Annotated in this window: 20 protein-coding genes and 1 tRNA gene; 9 read left to right on the forward strand and 12 right to left on the reverse strand. The window is 47.3% G+C overall.

Annotation, left to right across the window (positions count from 1 at the left end):
• Window positions 1-218 precede the first annotated feature (218 nt).
• The 3 genes from FN124_RS28950 to FN124_RS28960 form a co-directional block, all read right to left on the reverse strand.
• Window positions 219-1,928, reverse strand: a complete 1,710-nt coding sequence (locus tag FN124_RS28950) for a GMC oxidoreductase (protein WP_142688283.1) — start codon at window positions 1,926-1,928, stop codon at window positions 219-221.
• A gap of 12 nt (window positions 1,929-1,940) precedes the next feature.
• Window positions 1,941-2,492, reverse strand: coding sequence for a gluconate 2-dehydrogenase subunit 3 family protein (locus FN124_RS28955; RefSeq protein ID WP_142688284.1), 552 nt, complete (start codon window positions 2,490-2,492; stop codon window positions 1,941-1,943).
• Between the two features lie 215 nt (window positions 2,493-2,707).
• Window positions 2,708-3,229: a DinB family protein gene (locus tag FN124_RS28960; protein WP_142688285.1), complete on the reverse strand. Its 522-nt coding sequence runs from the start codon at window positions 3,227-3,229 to the stop codon at window positions 2,708-2,710.
• A 248-nt stretch (window positions 3,230-3,477) separates the two neighbouring features.
• Here FN124_RS28960 and FN124_RS28965 point away from each other — a divergent pair, with 248 nt between their 5' ends.
• The 3 genes from FN124_RS28965 to FN124_RS28975 all read left to right on the forward strand — a co-directional run bounded on the left by FN124_RS28965 (window position 3,478) and on the right by FN124_RS28975 (window position 7,403).
• On the forward strand, window positions 3,478-4,803 hold the full coding sequence (locus FN124_RS28965; protein WP_142688286.1) for a sugar MFS transporter: 1,326 nt from the start codon (window positions 3,478-3,480) through the stop codon (window positions 4,801-4,803).
• 66 nt (window positions 4,804-4,869) lie between these two features.
• The gene (locus FN124_RS28970) at window positions 4,870-6,057 is read left to right on the forward strand and encodes a M20 metallopeptidase family protein (protein WP_142688287.1); all 1,188 of its coding nucleotides are present in this window, start codon (window positions 4,870-4,872) and stop codon (window positions 6,055-6,057) included.
• A 245-nt stretch (window positions 6,058-6,302) separates the two neighbouring features.
• A complete protein-coding gene (locus FN124_RS28975; RefSeq protein WP_142688288.1) occupies window positions 6,303-7,403 on the forward strand; it encodes a glycosyltransferase family 2 protein in 1,101 nt (366 codons plus the stop codon).
• A 43-nt stretch (window positions 7,404-7,446) separates the two neighbouring features.
• On the opposite strand, the gene FN124_RS28980 is transcribed toward FN124_RS28975, so the two are convergent.
• Window positions 7,447-7,836 carry a RidA family protein gene (locus tag FN124_RS28980; protein ID WP_142688289.1) on the reverse strand — a complete coding sequence of 130 codons (390 nt, stop codon included), beginning with the start codon at window positions 7,834-7,836 and terminating at the stop codon, window positions 7,447-7,449.
• A gap of 99 nt (window positions 7,837-7,935) precedes the next feature.
• Window positions 7,936-8,511: a Crp/Fnr family transcriptional regulator gene (locus FN124_RS28985; protein ID WP_142688290.1), complete on the reverse strand. Its 576-nt coding sequence runs from the start codon at window positions 8,509-8,511 to the stop codon at window positions 7,936-7,938.
• A 187-nt stretch (window positions 8,512-8,698) separates the two neighbouring features.
• Between FN124_RS28985 and FN124_RS28990 the strand changes: the two genes are divergently transcribed.
• The 3 genes from FN124_RS28990 to FN124_RS29000 all read left to right on the forward strand — a co-directional run bounded on the left by FN124_RS28990 (window position 8,699) and on the right by FN124_RS29000 (window position 11,766).
• Window positions 8,699-9,454: a type 1 glutamine amidotransferase domain-containing protein gene (locus tag FN124_RS28990; RefSeq protein ID WP_142688291.1), complete on the forward strand. Its 756-nt coding sequence runs from the start codon at window positions 8,699-8,701 to the stop codon at window positions 9,452-9,454.
• Between the two features lie 61 nt (window positions 9,455-9,515).
• Window positions 9,516-10,523, forward strand: coding sequence for an LLM class flavin-dependent oxidoreductase (locus FN124_RS28995; RefSeq protein ID WP_142688292.1), 1,008 nt, complete (start codon window positions 9,516-9,518; stop codon window positions 10,521-10,523).
• Between the two features lie 172 nt (window positions 10,524-10,695).
• Window positions 10,696-11,766 carry a 3-oxoacyl-ACP synthase III family protein gene (locus tag FN124_RS29000; RefSeq protein ID WP_142688293.1) on the forward strand — a complete coding sequence of 357 codons (1,071 nt, stop codon included), beginning with the start codon at window positions 10,696-10,698 and terminating at the stop codon, window positions 11,764-11,766.
• Between the two features lie 39 nt (window positions 11,767-11,805).
• Here FN124_RS29000 and FN124_RS29005 read toward each other — a convergent pair whose 3' ends face one another.
• Window positions 11,806-13,791: a lectin-like domain-containing protein gene (locus FN124_RS29005; protein WP_221887952.1), complete on the reverse strand. Its 1,986-nt coding sequence runs from the start codon at window positions 13,789-13,791 to the stop codon at window positions 11,806-11,808.
• Window positions 13,792-13,863: 72 nt separating this feature from the next.
• On the opposite strand from FN124_RS29005, the gene rluF reads away from it, so the two are divergent.
• The gene (gene rluF, locus FN124_RS29010; RefSeq protein ID WP_142688295.1) at window positions 13,864-14,613 is read left to right on the forward strand and encodes a 23S rRNA pseudouridine(2604) synthase RluF; all 750 of its coding nucleotides are present in this window, start codon (window positions 13,864-13,866) and stop codon (window positions 14,611-14,613) included.
• Window positions 14,614-14,670: 57 nt separating this feature from the next.
• Here the strand turns inward: rluF and FN124_RS29015 are convergent, their stop codons facing one another.
• A complete protein-coding gene (locus FN124_RS29015; RefSeq protein WP_142688296.1) occupies window positions 14,671-15,153 on the reverse strand; it encodes a hypothetical protein in 483 nt (160 codons plus the stop codon).
• 88 nt (window positions 15,154-15,241) lie between these two features.
• Here FN124_RS29015 and FN124_RS29020 point away from each other — a divergent pair.
• A tRNA-Lys gene (locus FN124_RS29020) sits at window positions 15,242-15,314 on the forward strand.
• A gap of 256 nt (window positions 15,315-15,570) precedes the next feature.
• Here the strand turns inward: FN124_RS29020 and FN124_RS29025 are convergent.
• The 3 genes from FN124_RS29025 to FN124_RS29035 form a co-directional block, all read right to left on the reverse strand.
• Window positions 15,571-16,659 carry an MFS transporter gene (locus tag FN124_RS29025; protein ID WP_221887953.1) on the reverse strand — a complete coding sequence of 363 codons (1,089 nt, stop codon included), beginning with the start codon at window positions 16,657-16,659 and terminating at the stop codon, window positions 15,571-15,573.
• 9 nt (window positions 16,660-16,668) lie between these two features.
• On the reverse strand, window positions 16,669-17,175 hold the full coding sequence (locus tag FN124_RS29030) for an N-acetyltransferase (protein WP_142688297.1): 507 nt from the start codon (window positions 17,173-17,175) through the stop codon (window positions 16,669-16,671).
• A gap of 86 nt (window positions 17,176-17,261) precedes the next feature.
• Window positions 17,262-18,668, reverse strand: a complete 1,407-nt coding sequence (locus FN124_RS29035; protein ID WP_142688298.1) for an aminotransferase-like domain-containing protein — start codon at window positions 18,666-18,668, stop codon at window positions 17,262-17,264.
• 79 nt (window positions 18,669-18,747) lie between these two features.
• On the opposite strand from FN124_RS29035, the gene dxs reads away from it, so the two are divergent.
• Complete coding sequence (gene dxs / locus FN124_RS29040) at window positions 18,748-20,682, forward strand: 1-deoxy-D-xylulose-5-phosphate synthase (protein ID WP_142688299.1); 1,935 nt, start codon at window positions 18,748-18,750, stop codon at window positions 20,680-20,682.
• A gap of 218 nt (window positions 20,683-20,900) precedes the next feature.
• Here dxs and FN124_RS29045 read toward each other — a convergent pair whose 3' ends face one another.
• Complete coding sequence (locus tag FN124_RS29045) at window positions 20,901-21,638, reverse strand: SDR family oxidoreductase (RefSeq protein WP_142688300.1); 738 nt, start codon at window positions 21,636-21,638, stop codon at window positions 20,901-20,903.
• Window positions 21,639-21,703: 65 nt separating this feature from the next.
• Entirely contained in the window at window positions 21,704-22,576 is an 873-nt protein-coding gene (locus tag FN124_RS29050; protein ID WP_142688301.1) for an AraC family transcriptional regulator, read from the reverse strand.
• Window positions 22,577-22,867 lie beyond the last annotated feature (291 nt).

Genomic DNA, 22,867 nt, shown 5'->3' on the forward strand with positions numbered 1-22,867 from the left:
TATAGGTTTTAAAAAGAAAAACAAAAACACAGGGTTTAAACGATTGTCAAAATAACATTTTAATTTGATCCGGCATAAAAAAAAGGAGGCTGTATCATAAGTAATTTTTACTCGATTTTATTCGGGTACCTGATGGAGAGAATTTTCGTTTACGCAATTCTCAGGACCTTCAGATTACTTTTGATACAGCCTCCTTCATGAAAAGTTTATTGATTTGTTTATATCTCTCCCTTTTTCAATTGCTGTACCGCATAATCCACTGCTCTTGCCGTGAGCGCCATATACGTAAGCGATGGGTTTTGCGTGGAAGTAGACGTCATACATGCGCCATCGGTTACAAACACGTTGTTACATGCGTGCATCTGGTTCCATTTATTCAGCATGGATGTTTTAGGATCCTTGCCCATACGCACACCGCCCATCTCGTGGATATCCAGTCCGGGCGCCTGTTTGGAATCGCTGGTTCGTATATTGGTAAATCCTGCTTTGGTATACATTTCGGTCATCTGCTCAAAGAAATCCTTCAGCATCTTTTCATCATTATCATCATAATCTACGTTGATATTGATCTGCGGAATACCCCATTCATCTTTCTTTTGTGTATCCAGTGTAACGGTGCTGATCTCTTTAGGGATCGTTTCGCCCATCATGTGGGAGCCAACGTACCAGGGACCTGTTTCGCTGTTAAACAGCTGGTCTTTCAGCGTTTTGCCAAACCCGTTGGTATTGGTATGAGAGCCCCTGCCGGAAGAAAATCCTGCTGCGTAGCCACGGAGGAAATCGGTTTCCTGTTTGTGTACGTTGCGGAATCGTGGAAGGTAAGCGCTGGTAGGACGACGTCCGTCTGTAGTGGAATCTTTGAATCCTTCATACTGCCCGCCGATATGACCGCGGTAATTATGAAAGGCAAAGTATTTACCCAGTACGCCGCTATCGTTGCCCAGGCCGTTGGGAAAACGATGGGAGGTAGAGTTTAGCAGCAGTGCATTCGTATTTACTGCGGCAGCGTTTACGAAAATCACTTTCGCATAATACTCCATCATTTCTTTTGTATTGGTATCTATTACGCGTACGCCGGTAGCTTTTCCTTTTTGTTCATCATAAATAATGGAATGTACTACGGAAAAAGGACGCAGGGTAAGGTTGCCGGTTTTTTCCGCCCAGGGAATGGTAGAGGAGTTGCTGCTGAAATAGCCGCCAAACGGGCATCCACGCTGACAAAGATCTCTTTTCTGGCATTGCCCGCGGCCCTGGTCCAGGTGGATCTGCTGCGGCTGCGTTAAATGGGCGCAACGGGCGTAGATCACCTGCCGGTCTTTATAATTATCTTTTACAAAATCCTTGAAATAGTTTTCTACGCAGGAAAGCTCCATAGGGGGCAGGAATTCTCCATCGGGAAGGTGTGGTAAACCGTCTTTGTTTCCGGAGATACCCACAAATTTTTCTACGTAGCTATACCATGGGGCGATGTCTTTATAACGGATGGGCCAGTCGGTGGCGAAGCCGTCGCGGGCGGGACCTTCAAAATCGAAGTCGCTCCAGCGTTGTGTTTGCCGGGCCCACATCAGTGATTTACCGCCTACCTGGTATCCCCTGATCCAATCGAATGGTTTGGGCTGACCATAAGGATGCTCGGTATCTTTCACAAAGAAGTGCATGGTATCTTCCTTATAGGCATAGCAGCGGCTAACCACCGGGTTGGCAGCCTTAATGACTTGCGGTACCTGGCCGCGGTGCGGGAATTCCCAGGGGAAACTGTTGGTGGTGGGATAGTCTTTCAGGTGTTTTACATCACGGCCTCTTTCCAGCACCAGTGTTTTCAATCCTTTTTCAGTGAATTCTTTTGCTGCCCATCCGCCGCTGATGCCGGAGCCGATAACAATGGCGTCGAACGTACGGTTTTGCAGGCTGGTATTATCTTTACTCATACAATTAAATAGTTAGGCAAGCTTCCGGGTAATGGGTTTCAGTGGTACGCAACCATGGTAACGTGCAGGTACCAGTTCATAAACATTTACTTTGGTAAGGAAATATTTGGAGCTGGTATACGCCTGGATGGTGAGGCGTTTGGTAGTGCGATAGAAAAAAGCGGCATCGTCCTTATCGTCTTTAGCGGCCTCAAAGCTTTTAAGCAGCTCCTCCCGTTGCGCCGGCGTGCTGTCAAGGAAGCTATGCCCGTTTAGTTTCTTACTGGCCTGTTCAAATGCTTTCATGCCGCTGAGCCATTTCTGCTGGTCTTCCTTTTTGTAGCAATCATCCATCATAATGAGCGTGAACAGGTGGGCGGACAGCTCTTTGGCGCCTGGTGTGGTAGTAGCGGGAATAATCGTTTCCACGAGTTCTGCCAGCATTTTTTCCTGGTCGCCGTCTACCGCAATATTCTTTAATGTTAGGGATGTTCTGCTGGTGTGTTGCAAACAGGCTGGCAATATGGCCATGCCGGCTGAAACATACAGCAGTTGCTTGAGCGCAGCTCTTCTTGTCACAGTCATTGATCGGAATTTTTTGTAATAAAACGGGAATTTATCGCCATTATTTTAGTCTTATAAACTGCAAAATCCTTATTTCCGGGCTTTCCGTGCCGGAAATAAAGACTAAATATAAACGAATCCGGGAGTTTTCACAATGTTTTTGTGGTGGCCGGTGAGGAGATCAGGTTCTCCCGCGGGTGTTGATGATCTGGCAGGTATTAAAGCGGGAACCGGTTTTATTTCACCCCTTTTTCAGGATTCCAGTTGCCACGCATTTTACGGATATAAAGGATCTGGCCAATATGATAGGCATTGTGCGTATTAATATTGGCAATAGTGGTGTATTGGGAAGACAGCTTCTTCTCATCCGTCTGTTCAATTGTTGTTTCCCAGGCGGTAAGTACGCTGTCGATCCGCTTAACCGAAGCTTCCCACTGCGCTGCTGTGGCCGGGGAGAAGGTGTCGTCGTTATTACCGTTGAACGCCGACTTTTCTTTCCCTTTAAACTTTTCCAGCTGGTCGAGGTTCCAGAAAGTAAGATGAGTCACCAATTGTGCAATAGAGTGGTTGCCGGAACTGTCTTTCCAGTTGGCCTGTTCCGGCGTAAGCCCTTCTATGGCTGTATTGACCGGTACAAACCATTCGGCCTTATTGTGGGTAGTGCGTAGCTGGTTTAGCAGTATGGATCTGATGGTAGCGGTTTGACTGTAACCTGAAAAAGCCATTAACAGGAACGGGAGTACGAAAATAATTCTCATAGCAGATGTTTGATGTGATTGGAGTTATTATTGGTTGAGGAACCAAATGTAATATTTATTTGATTCCGGGCATGGGAATCACGATGATGTCATCTCACCGGCAAATGAAAAAAAAACACCGGTAACGTTCTCAATGAAAAAAAATAACCGGATAGGTCAAAATATTATCTTTATTGGCATGGCCAAATACTACACACTACCCGCGCACTGGCAATAGCAAAGCGACCGGAGTAATTAAATAACCAAGCATGAAACAACATACAGCTACTGTAGCAGCAGGATCCCTTAGCCGGCGCGATACCGTGATATCGATACTCATTGTGGGTTTATTGTTTTTTGTATTCGGGTTTGTGACCTGGGTGAACGCTATACTGATACCGTATTTCAAGATTGCCTGTGAACTGAGCAATTTCCAGTCGTACCTGGTGGCCTTTGCGTTCTATATCTCTTACTTTTTTATGTCCGTGCCGGCCTCCTACCTGCTGAAGGCGGTGGGTTTCAAGAAGGGAATGATGATAGGGTTCTGGGTAATGTCGATGGGCGCGCTGATCTTTATACCGGCAGCATATACGCGTACTTACGAGATCTTCCTGGCGGGACTGTTTATCATAGGGCTGGGGCTGGCCGTGCTGCAAACGGCGGCAAACCCGTACATCACCATCCTTGGACCCAAAGAGAGTGCGGCTGCGCGTATCAGCATTATGGGCATCTGTAACAAGGGTGCGGGCATTGTGGCGCCGCTGATCTTTGCAGCGGTGATACTGAAAGCCACGGACGGCGACCTGTTCAAAGAGCTGGCCCATATGAGCGGCGATGCGCGCAACGAGGTGCTGGATGCCCTGATAAGAAGGGTAATAGTGCCTTATGCGGTGGTATCGGTGGTATTGTTTGGACTGGGATGTTTGGTTCGCTTATCTCCCTTGCCGGAAATTGATACAGAGCATGAAGATGCCGCCGTGGCCAGCGCCAATGCGGGCAAAACCAGCATTTTCCAGTTTCCCCACCTGATCCTCGGGGCGCTGGCAATATTTTTACATGTAGGCACGCAGGTAGTGGCTATAGATACCATAATCGGTTATGCCGGCTCTATGCATATTCCATTGCTGGAAGCAAAAACGTTCCCGTCCTATACATTATTTGTTACCATTTGCGGCTACCTGCTGGGCATATCGCTGATCCCGCGGGTGATCAGCCAGGCCAATGCCCTGAGGATATGTACTGTTCTCGGTGCATTATTTACGCTGGGCATCATTTACCTGCACGGCGAAGTGCGGTTCCTGGGCCATGTAACGGATATTTCCATCTGGTTCGTGGTATTGCTGGGATTTGCCAATTCGCTGGTGTGGGCGGGTATCTGGCCGCTGGCCCTGGATGGGCTGGGGAGATTTACCAAACTGGGCGCATCTGTAATGATCATGGGCTTATGCGGCAATGCCATGCTGCCGGTAGTGTACGGGCTGGTAGCAGACATATACAATGTACGGCTGGCTTACTGGGTATTGTTTCCCTGTTATCTCTACCTGGTATTCTACGCGTTTTATGGTTATAAACTGAGAAGCTGGAGCAAACAGTGATATGCTTTCATGCGGTTTGACCGGATAAAAAATTGTATACTTGAAGTTTATAAAAACTTCTGCCACATGCTTAAAGAGAGAATCCGGCAATTAGCCAGCGAGCTGCTGGAGGAGGCAACGGCCAACCGTCGCCATCTGCATACCCATCCAGAGCTTTCATACCAGGAATACCAGACGGCGGTTTTTATTGAGAACCGGTTGCATTCTCTTGGGATCCCTTATGAAAGGATGGCTGATACAGGTATTGTTGCTTTATTGCAGGGAGGGCGGGAGCCGTCGGATAAAGTGGTGGCCCTGCGGGCCGATATTGACGCCCTGCCTATCGTGGAGCTGAACGAAGTGCCCTATCGTTCCAGGAACCAGGGCGTTATGCATGCCTGCGGGCATGATGTGCATACGGCGTCTTTACTGGGCGTGGCGGGCATCCTGAGCCGGATGAAGGAAGAGTTTTCCGGGACGGTGAAGTTTATTTTCCAGCCGGCGGAAGAAGTGATCCCCGGCGGGGCCAGCCTGATGATCAAGGCCGGGGTACTGGAAAACCCGCGGCCACATCATATCCTGGGGCAGCATGTAATGCCGGAGCTGCCTGTAGGCAAGGTAGGCTTCCGTTCCGGGCGCTATATGGCCAGCAACGACGAGATCTCCATTACGGTGAGAGGAAAAGGGGGGCATGGGGCTATGCCGCACCTGGGCATCGACCCGGTGGTGATTGCCTGCCATATGGTGATAGCGTTGCAGCAGATTGTAAGTCGCCGGGCCAACCCGTTGCTGCCATCTGTACTGAGCTTCGGAAAAATGCATGCCAACGGGGCCAGTAATGTGATCCCCGATGAAGTGAAGCTGGAAGGGACTTTCCGCTCGCTGGACGAAACCTGGCGCAGTGCGGCGCATGAGAAAATTAAAAAAATGGCCATCTCCATAGCAGAAAGTATGGAAGGCTCCTGTGATATTAAAATAGAAAGAGGATATCCTGTGCTGATCAACGAGGATAAGCTGACGGCAGCAAGCAGGGGGCATGCGGTGGATTACCTGGGGGAAGAACTGGTGGAAGACCTGGACATCTGGATGGCGGCGGAAGATTTTGCCTCCTATTCCCAGGTGGCCGATGCCTGCTTTTACCGCCTGGGCGTTCGCAATGAAAACAGGGGAATTGTTTCCGGTTTACATACCGCTACTTTTGATGCCGATGAAAAAGCGCTGGAAACCGGCGCTGGCCTGATGTCTTATCTCGCTCTGAAAACATTGGGTAATTAATGGAAGCGTTGGCGCCACTCTTATTATTTTGTTAACTACCGGTTAAGGCCTGCTGATTTCATGCATTCACGGGGAATAATAATGCGTTCACGAAATAAGGAGGGCAACTAACGGCCATGAATATATCTTTGTACCAGGTTTTTCATAGGATATGGTTAAAATATTAAGGGGGAGGTAGTCTTGCCACCCCCTTTATTTATGTATACTACAGAGAAGAAATAAAATCTTATTTATCTTCGCGCCCTATGTCAGGGATTACAAATTCTATTGATATTATTATTCCCACTTTCCGGCTGGATGAGCAATATTTGCTTCCACTGATCCATTTGCCCAAACCCGGCGGATGGAAATTCAATTATTATATTATTGCAGACAACCCGGATGTGAAGCCTGGCGCGGAGTTGCAGAGGTTGGCGCGGGAAGGCGTGATACAGTTATTTATAAATCCTGAAAACAGGGGTCCTGGCGAAACCCGCAATACCGGGATTGAAGCGGGAAGCGGAAGCTGGATCTTATTCCTGGATGATGATATTGTGGCAGATGATGATCTGCTGTTCCGGTACGCAGATGCCATCGAAGCGCAACAGGTTGCAATTGGTTTTATAGGGTTAACAGATTTCCCGGCTCCCCTAAATGCCTTTACACGTGCGCTGGATGCTGCCGGGCTTACCAGTATTTTTACTATTGCCCGGAAAAAGGAACAGTTCAAATGGGGCGTGACTGCCAATATCATGTATAATCGCAACGCCTTGCAGGACCTGCGTTTTTCGCCGGAGCTGTCGGCTATTGGCGGGGGAGAGGATATTGACCTGGGAGCAAGGATAAGTATGCTGCATAATACGCAGTTCACCTGTGTGAAAGAGGCGCGTGTTACCCATCCGTGGTGGAATAACGGGCAGCCGCATTACGACCGTTTTACCCGTTATGGCGCGGGCATGGCCATGTTGTTGCCCCGGTTTAAAGCATTTAACTGGTATGCTTTCCCCAATCCTGTAGAGGGACTGCTGTTGGCTTTACTATGTGCGCCTTTGTTCTTTATATTTCTCAGCTGGCAGAAATGGCTGATCCTTTTGGCCGCTATTCCTTTTATTGATATGGGGACTAATTATATAAGGGCTGCAGGTATGGGTTACCGTGATCCCAAAGTGGCTTACTATATGACCATGCTGCGGTGCAGCAATGAATGGGGAATGCTTAAAACCCTTATAGGGCGGGGGGATGCAGGTTATTTTATGCGGCGTATCAATGTTGATTTTACGCGGCCCCGTCATTTCCGTACCAACCGCTGGAGGATCATCAAACTGGTGATCTATCTTATTTTATTATCGTTACTCATCTTCATATAACTAATTATAAAAACAAAGGCCCGGCATATACCGGGCCTTCGCTTTATTTTACTGCGGTAGCTTCAAATTCAATTTTCAATGTTTCAAAGAGGGTTTTCACCTCAAATAAAGTAGTGGCCTGTTTAATGCCATGCTTTGCAATCCAGGCCTGGAATATATCAAAGCAGCTGAAAAATTCTGCAAACGAAGTGGTGTAAACGTTTAACCGCACGATGTTCCCGCATTGATAACCGGCTTCGCTGATCACGCGTTCCAGGTTTTGAAGCGCCAGTATTATCTGGGTTTTCATATCAGCGGTGCTTGATTTTCCATCGGCTTCCACGGCCGCCTGGCCTGCACAATAAAGCGTACTTTCCACGTTCTTTACTTCAACGCCCTGCACATAGCTCCGCTGATCCTGCCATTGCCAGGGATTAATGATCCTTTTTTCCATGTTATTGATTTTTTGTTCGTAGCGCTGCAGGCACGGTTTGATTAAAAAATTGTACACTGCAAAGATGAGCACAATGCGCTGCTTTTTGTGTGACAAACATCACTTTTCCGAAGAGCGGTAAAGCCTGCTGAGCGTTTCGCGCGATACGCCAAGATAGGCTGCCAGCAATGTTTTGGGCACTCTCTGGTACAGCGATGGATAATGTTTGAGCAGTTGTTCGTACCGCTCTTTTGCGTTGGAAGTTAGGAAAGATAAGATGCGGCGCTGGGCGCCGATATGACCTGCATTTGATTTTTCCAGGAAGAAGTGCTCCATCTTCCGGATACCCGCGCACAGTGCTTTATAATGTTCCAGCGAAAGGCAATATACTGTCGTATCCTCCATGCATTGCAACGACATGGAGGCTTTTGTTTGCGTGAACCAGGCCAGGGAATCCGTTTCCCACCAGTCTTCCATGGCGAAGGAAACAATGTGCTGTTTCCCCTGGTCATCGCTATAAGATAACATTAACAACCCCGAGATCACGAAATAAATATACTTTACGCTTTCGCCCTTCTGGATAATGAGCTCCCGTTTTTTATAATTTTTTACCGTGAAATGTTCAGACACAAATTCAAATTCCTGGTCGCTAAGCGGTACTATTTTTTCTATATGTGCGCGTAATTTTTCTTCCATTTGCGGTTTTTATTGCCCCTTGCTATCACACCAGCGGCGGACCGTTTTTATAAGGATATCAAGGCCGCTTTTGGCCGGTTCCGGCTGGGATTCAAACCAAATATCAATATCAGGGGCATAACAAGATTATGAGGGCCTGAAATTAAGTAATTTTGTTATCTTCCTTTCCTGCGTTAAAATTTCCTGCATGAAGAAGGTGCTGTTGCCACTGCCCGATTATGGTTTTGATCCTGCTGAAACTGCTATACCCTGGTTGCTGCTGACCGCAAAAGGGTACGAGGTGCAATTTGCCACACCGGGCGGTTACAGTGCCATGGCCGACCTGCGGGTATTGAGGGGAGAGGGATTGGGTATATGGAAATGGTTGCTGCAGGCCAGGGAAGATGCTGTAATGGCTTATCAACGTATGTCGAACAGTGAGTCTTTTTGCACGCCTTTAAAATATACGGAGATCCGGGCGGAGGATTATGATGCGTTGCTGTTGCCCGGGGGGCACGACAAAGGCATGATTCCCTATCTTGAATCAGCTTTATTACAACAGGTGGTTGCCAGTTTTTTTACAGATGGGAAGCCGGTGGCGGCTATCTGTCATGGTACAGTGCTGGCTGCACGAAGCAGGCACCTGCAAACAGGGAAATCTGTGTTGCATTCCTATAAAACCACCGCCCTGCTGGCCATCCAGGAACGGATGGCCTATCAGCTTACCCGTTGGTGGCTTAAAGACTATTATCTCACTTACCCGGTAACAGTACAGTTGGAAGTAACGGCTGCGCTGGCAACTCCCCGGCAGTTTATCCGCGGTCCGCTGCCACTGCGGAGGGATGATGCCCGGCATCCGGGGCGGGGCTTCATTGTACGTGACCGGAACTATCTTTCTGCCCGCTGGCCGGGCGATGCATATCGCTTTTCCGCCGCATTCATTGATATGCTGGAGCATGCTTAGAGTGCTTACCTAAAGTATATCGCCTCATATCCGTCGGCCGCATTGTAGTAAATTTGTGCCCATGAATAAGCAAGGATTAAGACGGCCGTTGTCAGTATTAGACCTGGCGCCGGTAACAGAAGGAAGTACGCCCGCAGATGCTTTCCGGAACAGCCTGCGGTTGGCACAACATGTTGAAAAGCTGGGATATAAACGTTTCTGGATGGCAGAGCACCATAATATGGTGAGTGTGGCGAGTTCCGCCACAGCCGTATTGCTTGGTTATATTGCCGGCGGCACCAATGCCATCCGGGTAGGCTCGGGCGGTATTATGCTCCCGAATCATGCGCCGTTGGTGGTGGCGGAGCAGTTTGGCACCCTGGCCTCATTGTACCCCGACCGGATAGACCTGGGGCTTGGCCGGGCGCCGGGCACCGACCAGGTAACGGCAAGGGCCTTGCGCCGCGACAGGCTGGGGGCAGGCCACGATTTCCCTGAACAGGTACAGGAGCTACAGCAATACTTATCGTACGATAATCACACCAGTGCCGTGAGGGCCATACCCGGTGAAGGGCTGGATATTCCCATCTGGATATTAGGCTCCAGTACCGACAGCGCCTACCTGGCCGCTGCTATGGGCTTACCCTATGCATTTGCCAGTCATTTTGCACCTGCACAACTGCATGCTGCACTGAAAATATACCGGCAGCATTTCAAGCCTTCTGAATTTTTATCGGCTCCCCATACCATGACCTGCGTAAATGTAATTGCCGCAGATACTGATGCGGAAGCGAACCGGCTGGCTACATCTTTCTACCAGCTGTTCCTGGGAATTATCCGCGGGAAGCTCCGTCGCCTGGGTCCTCCGATCGACAGTATGGAAGGTGTATGGAATGAATATGAAGCCGCACATGCACAACAGATGCTGGCTTGTTCGTTTATAGGCAGTACTGCCACTGTTAAAACAGGGTTGCAGCGTTTCATAGAAGAAACACAGGTAGATGAGCTGATGGCGACTGCACATATTTACGACCAGGACATACGGTTACGGTCGTACGAATTACTGAAGGGTGTAGCAGATAGTTTGTGATATAAACAGAGATGAATATAAATGATGGCGTTGTTATTAATAACAGCGCCATTTTTTTCCTGGAGATGAAGACAGGGGCCTGTGACTGGAAAGGCACGCTTTTTATTGTATCTTTACGGGATAAGTTGTCAGGTGGCAACTTTAAAAACAAAGGCACTCTATGGTTAATGCAATGAGGACGATTATAACCGGTACCGGTAGTTTTATTCCTGCCAATAAAATAAAGAACAGTGATTTTTTGCAGCAGGATTTCTACAGTGACCGGGGAGAAAAGATCCCATATGAGGCGGCAGTCATTATCCGCAAATTCGGAGAGGTGACAGGAATCTGTGAGCGCAGGTATGCCGACCTTGATATGAATGCTACAGAAATGGCCGTAGCTGCAGCGGCAGCCGCCATCAAAGATGCGGGCCTGGACCCCGAAACACTGGACCAGATCATCGTAGCCCATAATTTTGGTAATGTACTTACAGATACGATACAGTCGGATGCCGTGCCCTCACTTGCTTCCAGGGTGAAGCAGGCATTGGGAATACGGAACCCTGCCTGTATTCCATACGATATTTTATTTGGCTGCCCCGGCTGGATCCAGGGCTTTATCCAGGCAGATGCGTTCTTTAAAGCGGGACTGGCAAAGAAGTGCCTGGTACTCGGTACAGAAACGCTGAGCCGGGTGATTGACCGTTACGACCGCGATAGCATGATTTTCAGTGACGGCGCCGGCGCTGTGGTTGTAGAAGCCGTTAATGATAAAGAAAGCAGTGCGGGTGTGATCAGTACCAGTGCCCAGTCGTATGCCATGGAAGAGCTAAACTATATCTACATGGGTAAATCCTTTGCACCGGAAGCAGATGCGCGTATCCGTTATATCAAGATGCAGGGCCGCAAGGTATATGAGTTTGCCTTGAAACATGTGCCGGAGGCAATGAAGGCCTGCCTGGAAGCGGGCGGGGTTCCCATTGCGGATGTAAAGAAGATCTTTATTCACCAGGCTAATGAGAAGATGGATATTGCCATCATCAAGGCTTTCTATGCACTTTATGGTATAAAAGAAGCGCCTGCTGATATTATGCCTATGAATATCCACGAACTGGGCAACAGCTCTGTAGCCACAGTGCCTACTTTATATGACATGGTACGGAAAGGGCATATTGCCAACCAGGAAATACATGCAGGGGATGTGATCCTGTTTGCCTCTGTAGGAGCCGGGATGAATATCAATGCTATTTGTTACCGCGTGTAGTCGTTATCGTTACTACTTATTTTTTTACCGGGATGGCAGTTAACGTATAAGCGTTACCGTGCCTTTCCTGCTGAAGCGGCGTCCTGTATAATCCACACCCTGTACCATCCATACATAGGTGGCTGCAGGAGCGGGCTGTCCGTTCCAGGTGCCGTCCCATCCACCGGGAAGGCTGGCGCTGCGGAAAATTTCCTGTCCCCAGCGATTCCATATACAGAAGAAATCCAGTTTAGGCACACCGGCGGCAATAACCCTGAAAATATCGTTACGCCCGTCGTTGTTGGGCGTGAATGCATTGGGAACATAAAATTCAGGTCCTTCGTATACTTTGATGCTTACATCGTCGTGGTCCTCGCAACCTTCGGGGGAAGTGACCGTAAGGCGGAAGGTCTGGTCTTTTTGCAGTATGGCAGCGGGACTGGCAATGTAGGGATCATTGAGGCCGGTTACCGGCGACCAGGTATAACGGACGCGGGGATTCAGCCATTCCGCCTGCAACTGGAGTGGCTGGCCGCCGGCCACAATGGTATCTTTGCCGGCGCGGGCGAACACAGAAGTAACCCTTACCGGGACTTCCACTTTGGGCGATACACAGCCATCGCTGCTGATAGCGTATAGGCTTACCCGGTAGTACCCGGTATCCGCGAAGCGGAAGCCGCCCTGTTGTTGCAGTAGTGTGTTTCCATCGCTAAGATCCCAGTGCCACTGATTTACGGGAGTAGCTGGTGTAAGGTTGAAACCTTCAAATGCAGTGGTGGCACCCAGGCATACATCTTCACCGCTGCCGCTTACCTGCGGTGTATTGCCTACCAGCACCGTTTTGGTGGCGGCGCCGGCACAGCCCTGTGCGGAGGTGACCGAGAGCTGAATTTGTTTGGCGCCCGGCGTGGTGTAGGGCGCGGTAGGTTGCCGATCGGTAGCGGTAGTGCCGTTGCCCCAGTTCCATTCCCATTTTTCAGCAGCTCCTACGGCAATGGTTGTACGATCTTCCATCTGCATTTTCCCGGTAATGCATAACGGATCGGGGCCGAAGTCCACCACCGGGTATGCCCCTACGGTAAAGGGCGCCTTTAAAGTATCCGACATGCAGCCGCTGTTATCTTCAATCACCAGTTTTACTTCATATTGTCCCGCTGAAGGGTATACATGGGCGGGTGGTAATGGTGCGGTGGACTGGGTTCCATCTCCCAGGTCCCACCACCACCGGGTGATAGATCCAAAAGAGCTGGAATTGTCCCTGAAGCGGATGGGGGTACCATCGCAGAAGATCTGCCCGGGATTGAAATTAAATTCCGGGCGCAGGGCCGCGCAGAATTCCTGTTTGTTGGAGCTGCCACCGGTAGACCCGGCAAAGCCCCAGAATACATTGGGATCGCCGCTGAAAATATCGTTTACAATATCCTTATCAAGTGTAAGCCGCAGTTCATTATCCACGCTTACTTCCATGTGCTGTGTGCCTGCGTCCCAACGGATGCGGAAAAGGTGCCAGTTACAGTCTTCTATATTGTCGCTGCCGGCCAGCGCCGTTACCGGCGCGGTAAGATTGCCCGCAGGATCGTTGTGATCCGTGATACCGTTCATCTGGATGGCGATATGATCATAAGGCGGGTCGTTTTCATCGTTGTTCTGCCAGGTGTCTATAATAATACCCAGCGAAGGCGAGATGCCCTTAAAACCGATGCCCTGCCCGGTAGCGCCGAGATTGGTGCCTTTGGTTTGCAGGATGAAGCCAATGCCATCTGCACCGTTGGCATCTTTACAACCAAGGTTCACATCAAATACGTAATTAAAAGACTGGTGGAGATTGATCTTATTTTTATTCCATACTGTTCCGCTGGTAGTTTGCTGATCGGGTGTGAGCACATAGCAGTTACATGTACGCTGGGTAGCAGCCCCGTTGAGGATATAAGGCAACAACGATTGGCCCGTCAGGCGAGAATAGCTGAGCAATAACAGGCCGGTGATGAGGCATAGTAGTATTTTCATATCAGGGACCGGGGCAGCGTGACAAATTGCCTGTAACAAGTTACATTCTTCGTTTTTAACATCAAAGCATAAATGTTGGCGGCATCCGGTTTTTAAGTAATTTGCAGCCATATGGATATCAGCGTTAACAAATATATCAGTGAAACAGGCTTCTGCAGCAGGAGGGAAGCGGACAAATATATTGAGCAGGGCCGCGTTACCATCAACGACAATATTGCCTCCAAAGGCAACCGCGTAAAAGACGGCGATGTGGTAGAGATAGACGGGGAGCCGCTGAAGAAGAAGAAATCGACCGTGTATATAGCGCTCAATAAACCTAAAGGCATTACCTGCACCACTGATCTGAAAGATAAAACGAACATCATTGACTATGTGAACTTCCCATCCCGCATATTTCCTATTGGCCGGCTGGATAAGCGTTCCGAAGGGCTGATATTCCTTACCAACGATGGGGATATTGTAAACAAGATCCTGCGGGCCGGTAACCAGCATGAGAAAGAATACATTGTAACCGTTGATAAACCGATAGACCTGGAATTTGTTAAAAGTATGCGCAGCGGTGTTCGTATCCTTGGTGTAATGACGCAGAAATGCTTTGTTCAACAGGAGGGGCCGAACCGTTTCCGTATTATATTAACCCAGGGGCTTAACCGGCAGATCCGCCGTATGTGCGAGGCATTGGGGTATGAAGTAACAACCCTGAAACGCACACGGATCATGAATATGACGCTGAAGGACCTGGCGCCGGGCAGCTGGCGGTATTTTACAAAGGAAGAGATCAGCAATATCAATGCACTTGTTGCCAACAGCAGCAAAACAGAGAAAGGCAATAATAACTACCAGGACGGCATGGATGAATAACCCATGTTAAGAGATAACAAATAAGCCGTCATGCTGTAAAGCAGGCGGCTTATTTATTTAATCCAGTTTCTTTACATAGAGAAAGGAAGAGTCTTTGACATTGTAGGTAAAAATAAATTTCCCGTATACATCCGACCCGGAAAGAAGGCTGTTTTTATTTGCCAGCGTATATACCGGTTTATGTACAAAGGCGACTACAAAAGAATCAAGATATACATACTGCAATTGCAGATCGGTGAATCCTGTTTCTTTCATGTCTTTAAACGCATTGCGGCTTTTGTCGTTCATATTTTGCAGGTTCCATAAGTCCTGTGGAAAATGATGAAAAGTGCGGCGGTATTCTTTAACGGCTTCCACAAAAGTGATAGTAGGCTGAATTGCCCGTTTCTTCTTTTTGATATTGAGAGGTAAGCCAGATCCGGTTTCAGTGTGCTCCTGAACTTTGAGCTGCCCATCGGCTCCACGGTAGTAAGTATAGGAAGTTGCTGGCGGGGTACAGGCAGCATAGGCCAGCAATATAATTGCCAGGTATTTTTTCATATAGTATCTGAAGTTATTTTATTTTCCTGTGAAAAAAAATTTGGCGGTTAATTTGGGATTATTATCTTTGCAGCCCTTAATAGGAAAGGATTCCCTAGCTCAGTTGGTAGAGCAATACACTTTTAATGTATGGGTCTTGGGTTCGAGTCCCAAGGGGATCACTGGAAATAAAAAAGGCTTCAGAACTTGTTAGTTTTGAAGCCTTTTTTGAGTTCCTCATCATCACGTAAACAATGTTTTGAGTGAGCGACAGCGGCCACAGGTTTTACATCCTGTTTTAATACGATCATCTCTCTTTTCTGAAAACGAATACCGCCGCTGCGCTTGCAATAAGTGCGCACATACCGTATAGCTGGAAAGCTTTTTCCAGTCCTATGTTAACGATCAGGCTCAACACTAAACTGCCAAGTCCATAGCTCAGGAACAGGAAAAAGGCAAAGAGCCCCGTTGCCGCCCCTTATTGGTACTATATGTTGTAATGATCGCTGCAAACAGCGGATGCGAAAGATCAAAGCCCAGGGATAAAAGAGTAACGAGCATACATGAAGCCGCCAGGCAGAATTGCCGGCTAAGCAGCAGTACCGCTAACGACCCTACGAAAATACCCAGTGGTATGATCTTACTCCGACCATAGCGATCTGCCAGTTTTCCCAGAAAAGGGCCCAGCAATAGCCCGGGAATACCATAACCGAGCAAAGTCAGGCCGATCTGCATTTCATTTGACCCATAGTTTTTATAAAAAAAATATCCCAGCCATGCGAAGATCCCGCTGTGAAACATACCATTGAACATGACATAACTATAACCCCACCTGGCCCGTTTCTGTGAGAGGATGGTGTGGAAGGATGACAGAATATTTTTCTGACTGCCGATAACCTCCTTAGATGCATCAAATAACCAGTTTCTCAACACGATGATCAGGATCGAAATGGCCAAACCGGCTGCTGCAACACCCACAAATAGCCATTTCCAGCCAATCAGTGAAGAAAATAGTGCGCCCACGCTGGAGCCAAAGGCAGTACCGCCTGCCATACCGCCAAAGAAAATGCCGAGTGCATACCCTCTTCGTTCGTATGGAAAGGTGTCGCTGATCCAGCTAATGGTAGTAGGCGCCACACCGGCAGCACCCATTCCTGTCAGTAACCGTAAGAGGATCATCTGGTTGATGTCCTTAACTATAGTGGTGGCCAGCGTAAGAATCGTAAACAACAGCAGGGATAAAATGATGACCTTAAATCTTCCCAGCCTGTCACTTAACGGAGCATAAAATAATGTAAAAAGACCGTAACCCAGCAGGTATGATGGTTCTATAAAGCTTACGTGTCTGACCGATGTGTTGAAATATGCTGAAAGCATAGGCAACAAAGGGGCTACCATTAATCCCTGGAAGAATATAATAAAAGTAGCGAGTGAAATAATCAGTACGGGCAGCATGGTGGCCTTACTGTGTATATCGTTCCCCGTGCCGGCAACGATGATCTTTTTGCGCAATTCCATTTGTCTCATTGATAGGGTTTACGCGATCAGACACACGGTAGCCAATGATAACTCGTGCGGCTGTCCGGCAGACTGCTGCCTGGTGAATCCTTTGTTTTCAAAAAGGGGAAGAAGAGGATTTGCAGCATATTCAGTTAGCCAAACATTTTCATATGGTTTGCAAACAGCGAGGCATTTTTCAAGCAGCGCATCTCTGACAGCAGGCGCCGGGTATTTTTGCAGCACGCCGAAGTCCGCGATACGGACAGCCCGCTTGCCTTCCAGCGACTCCGGTCGTTTACCCTTGGAGGTGATACACGCATATCCTGCGGGTTGATCATCCACATACACTACCAGCCACTGGTTAGATATATTGTTGATCTCAGCGATCAACGCGCGTTCATTAAAATTTTCGGAGATGTATTTATCTAATACTTTTTGTTGGAGAAGACCAGAATACTTCTCCCCGGCCAGTTCTTTGGTCAGCATCAAAAGCGCATCCATGCCCTGCTTTGTAACTACTGTAAATTTCGTGATGATGTTCATAGTCTGTCGTAATTATACAGGCAAATCTATCACGGTGCGCTGGATAATACACAGTACACAATTTGAAATTATTGGTAGTACAGATGTTATCTCGCCAGCTTTCCGGCCAGCTGCAGCGCCTCGATCCTTTTGGGAGAGAATTTATCCGCAAACACAATCCTGAAATGCTTATCGAAAACGCCTGAAAAAGAGAAAGTATAACCTGGCGTAAACCTTACCCCGATTTTTTCGCATTGATCATAGAAGCGCGCCATATCAGTGTTATCGGGCATCTTTACCCAGATATTATATCCGCCCGCAGGTGTAAGGATCGAAGTCTTTTTCGGAAAATGAGCTGATAACAAGTTAATCGCAACATGCGCATTCTTTGCCAGCTGCATTCTGAATGAACGGACATGCCGGTCATAGCTGTTGCCGGCTAACAGGCGGTTCACGGTTTCCTGGTACAATGGCGAAACAGTACTGCCCAATGCAAACTTGATTTGTTCTGCACGTTGCATAAATTTTCCCGCTGATAACCAACCGACCCGTATTCCCGGCGCCAACGTTTTCGCATACGATGAGTAAGATAATACCAACCCGCTGTCATCAAATCTTTTTATTGTGGAAGGCCGCTGACCGTGAAAGTATAGATCTCCATAAATATCATTCTCAATAAGCGCAATATTATATTGAAGTGCAACGGATAACAGCACCAGCTTTTGTTCATTGGTGAGTAAAATGCCGGTAGGATTATGGAAATTGGGGGTTATCACAACTGCTTTAATAGCATTGGTACGACAGGCTTTTTTGAGAAAATCAATATCAAATCCGGTGTATGGGTCAACGGGGATTTCGATCACTCTCAGTTGCAGTACCCTTATCACTTCCAGTACAGAAAAAACACAGGGACTCTCCACGGCAATCACATCCCCCACATTACACACCGCGGCTAAAGCAATATACAGCGCCTGTAATGCGCCATCAGTAACCAGTAGCTCATCGGGATTGATAATGGTTTGATGAACTGCCGCCTTTTTTAAGATATTCTCTTTTAATGCAGTTGATCCGTTGGAAGGGTAATAGCGCAGCAAACCGGCGCCCTGTTCCCTGATCACCTGCTGCATGGTACGGAGCAATAGTTTTTGCGGCATCAGCAGGTCACCGGGGGCCGCTACATTAAACTCCGAAAATCTGCGTCCCGCTTTCAGCGAAGTCGTAAGCCCAAGATGATGCTTGAAAGTGGCGTCCCTGGCTACCAGCCGATGTTTGGTCTTCACCGGTTGATTGGACAGGTCCGGCCTGTTACTGACATAATAGCCCGATTTAGGCACGCTCTCCACCAATCCGCTGGCGACCAGATACTCATATCCCTGCTGTATAGTGCTCATGCTTGTTTGATATTGCGCCTTCAGATCCCGGACAGACGGCAGTTTATGTCCGGGTTTGAAAACGCCCTTGCGTATGTTTTTTTCAATGTCGCTGGTAAAAGCTTCGAATTTATACACCCTCATATCTGTATTGGTAATTTATACATATTCTGTATCTGTACTGTAAATGTAAACGATTTAATTTTGCCGGAAAGAATGCTGAATGACCGAAAATTTTAATATTGATACACCGGATGATTTGCGAAACCTGCCTGTTTCGTCTCTGCAAGGTCTCTGCGAAGAGCTGAGGTCTTTTTTAATTGATCATGTTGCCTCGAATGGAGGTCATTTCAGTTCGAGTCTTGGTGTTGTGGAACTTACGGTTGCATTGCATTATGTATTTAATACACCGGAAGACAAACTGGTTTGGGATGTTGGCCACCAGGCGTATCCGCATAAATTGTTGACAGGAAGGAAGGACCGCTTTTATACCAACAGGTTACTGGGTGGGATCAGTGGTTTTCCAAGCAGGGAGGAGAGTGTATTCGATGCCTTCGGAACCGGACATTCTTCCACCTCTGTTTCGGCCATATTGGGCATGGCCTGTGCCGCCAAATACCGTGGTGAAAATACACGCCAGCATATTGCGGTGATCGGTGACGGGGCCATGACTGCAGGGCAGGCATTTGAAGCGTTAAATAATGCCGGGTATGAACAGCCCAACATGCTGGTGATACTGAACGACAATAATATGTCGATCGATGCCAATACAGGTGCTTTACAGAACTATCTTACGGAGCTCACTGCCGGCAAGTATTATAATGCGTTAAAGCAGCATATCAGTAAGCTGTTGTCACATCCCGGGCAGCCAGACAAGTGGCCGGTGGATGTGGTACGGAAGCTCCAGAAAATGGTGAAAGGAGGACTGTTGCGCTACAGCAATCTTTTCGAAGCGCTGAACATCCGGTATTTTGGTCCCGTTGATGGGCATGATCTTAAAAAGCTGATCCATGTATTGGAAAAACTGACGCATATACCCGGACCCAAATTATTACATTGTGTAACGACCAAAGGGAAAGGTTTTGCCCCGGCGATGACCGATAAAGCGAAATGGCATGCACCAAAAAAATTCGACAGATTTACCGGTGCTACGTTAGATGAAGGAACGGTTGCCAACCAGGCTGTCACCTTCCAGTCAGTATTTGGTGATACCTTAATTGAACTGGCCGGCAGCAATCCAAAGATCATGGCGGTAACACCTGCGATGTTATCGGGAAGCGCACTAACCAAAATGAAAAAGGAAATGCCGGAACGTGTTTTTGATGTAGGCATCACTGAACAACATGCCGTTACTTTTTCGGCCGGCCTCGCCGTTGATGGCATGATCCCTTTTTGTACGATATACTCTACTTTCCTGCAGCGTGCCTATGACCAGGTTATCCACGACGTGGCCCTGCAAAAGCTGGACGTTATATTTTGTATCGACCGGGCGGGTGTTGTAGGGCCGGATGGGCCAACACATCATGGTGCATTTGACATTGCTTTTCTAAGATGTGTACCTGACATCATTGGTGCGTCCCCCATGGACCTGGAAGACTTCAGAAATCTACTCTTTACGGCGCAGGCCAGCAAAGGGAGCGGACCATTTGCCATTCGTTATCCAAGGGGAGCGGGAATATCTGCGTCTGTCTCCTTCGGTTTCAAAAGACTGAAAATAGGAAAAGGAAGAAAGATCAGGTCTGGTAAGGATATCGCCATTCTTTCCCTTGGCCCGGTGGGACAATACGCAAAAGAAGCCTGTGGGGAGCTGGAAGAGGATCAATTGAACGTAGCGCACTATGATCTCCGGTTCTTTAAGCCGCTGGATGAGGCACTGTTACACGAGGTATTCCGCCGGTTTTCCACGGTGATCACTATCGAAGATGGTTGTACCTCAGGAGGTGTAGGCAGTGCTGTGATGGAGTTTATGGTGGAGCATGATTACCATGTTACCTTAAAGCGGCTGGGGCTGCCGGACACATTCGCAGTACAGGGTACGCAACAACAACTGCATGAATTATATGGTTATGATAAAAAAGCGATCATCAGCCTGGTCAGACGACTTGCTATGTATTCCCCAAACCTTGAAAAGGTTCCAGGCAACAATATTTCATGCTGACAGTTCACTTAGTGTGTCGCCATTTGCCCTCATTTCACCAGAAATTAATTGGCTATAGTATTTCAGCTGATTTACGTGAACCGAATATGAAAAGGTTCGGGTTTTGTACCAGAAGGTTCACTGGAGGAGACTTGAAACCTGCGAGCGGCGCAGGTTTCAAGTCTATTTGTTAGCCTTTATCAAAGTGCGAAATTACTTTTCTGGTTACTCAATCTTCTTCACCAGGGTATTTCTCCTGTTTCAGGATTATTTTCCTCGCTAAAAAATTTCCCCGTTGGGCCATCATTGTCAATCAGCGCATATTTTACTACCCGTTTTCCTGCATCTTTAACAGTTCCTGGCCCACGATGTCCATTGAAGTCTGTTTTTGTATATCCCGGGCAAACGGCATTTATTTTGAAGTTGGTATTTTTAAGTTCGTAAGCCAAAACAACAGTATACATATTCAGGGCTGATTTTGAAGAAAGATATACAGCCCCTTTGTAGTCGTAGTATTTGTAGTTTGGATCACTGTGAAACGTAATTGAGCCCTGGCTTGAGCTTACATTTACAATACGGGGTGCTGACGAGTTCCTCAATAGATCAATAAATGCCTGTGTAACCCGCACCGCGCCGTAAACATTTGCATCATATGTTGCTTTAAACTGATCAATAGTTGAGTCGAGTGCCGTTTGGGGATAACCACCGTAAATGCCCGCATTATTAATCAATATGTCCAGGGCTTTTGTTTTTTTACCTATTTCTTTACGGGCTTTAATTACTGATCCGTCATCTGTAATATCAAGCTGAATAGCCTCTACATTGTTTAATCCCTTCTCTTTTAATTTACCAACGGCTTCAATACCGTTCTCCATATTACGGCTGCCGAGATAAACGTAAACTCCTTTTTGAGCCAGTTGCTGCGCAACTTCAAAACCAATGCTTTTGTTAGCGCCTGTTACTAATGCAAATTTCATTTCCTGTATGAATTTTATGAAGCAAAAGTAAAGGGCCGGAAAATAGCGGGAATGGACAATTCACTTTATTTCCCCGACAAATCCTGCCTGGGCAAAAATTCACTTGCGCTTTTTCCTGTACTTTTTTTGAAGAGCCTGGAGAAATAATCAGGGTCGTTAAAGCCCAGTTCATAGGCCAATTCCTTGATGGAAGTATTGGAATAGCGTAACTTTCTCTGAGCTTCCGCCATTAAGCGGTTAATAAAATAATCTTTGGGCGATGTACCGGCATATTCTTTTACAATCCGATACAAACTGTTTGTAGTTAAGGCTAATTTTTCCGCAATTGCGTTGATGGAAGGTTGCTCCGCAAGGTGCGTTTCCACCACTAATTTGAATTCGATAAACTTTGAAAGGTTAGCGTTTAAGATATTGGCGGATTCCTTGTTTTTGAAATAAGCGCTGTTTAATTCTGATAGCAATGAGTTAAGATAAGCTAATATTATCTCGGTGTCGGTCTCATGTCTATCTACGTAAAGTATCTGGTTTAGAATGCCAAAAACCTTTATCACTCTTTCTTTTGCAGCATTGTCAAGTGCTATGGTTTGTGCGTTTAAGGGGTTGACCAGAAAGGGATATTGTTGTGGCAACAATGCCAGTGTATTCTCATCAAACAGTACCTTGAAATATTTAAGATCATCTGTTTTAGCAGGTAGCGTGAAAAATTGATTGGGCATTGCAAAAAGTAAATGCCCATCAGTAAGGGTAAAGTCCTGTGAGTCTATATTGTAGGTAATTGAACCGCTTTCAATTAATACAATAAAATAAGAAGATAATCTGCGTGGTTGCAGCAGTTTTTTTTGAATGTCAGCCGGAAGATAAGGATTATCGTTTGAGCGGATCTTTATCCCCAGCTCATCATGTTGTGAGTCCTCATTTTTCCCTTTTTGTTCCTGCATATTATTTCACCGGGAATACGTCTGTTTAATATTATACTATTTCAGCTAATTTACGTAAATCGGCCATAAAAATGTCCGGCTTTTGCACCATAGGGAAATCAAAGGAAATTAAAACCGCTTGAATAACAGGATGTATGCGGCTTTTCTGTATTTGAGCCTGAATTATTTTTTTGTATCTTTGTATCTTATGCAAAAACAAGTATTCACATATTATAGTTTAGCAGTTGAAATGATTGCCTGATTCCGGGTGTCTTGTTTCTGAAAATTGCCGGCTTGGTAGTTCCCGTATTA

Source organism: Chitinophaga polysaccharea (genome assembly GCF_902150045.1).
GTDB lineage: Bacteria > Bacteroidota > Bacteroidia > Chitinophagales > Chitinophagaceae > Chitinophaga > Chitinophaga polysaccharea_A.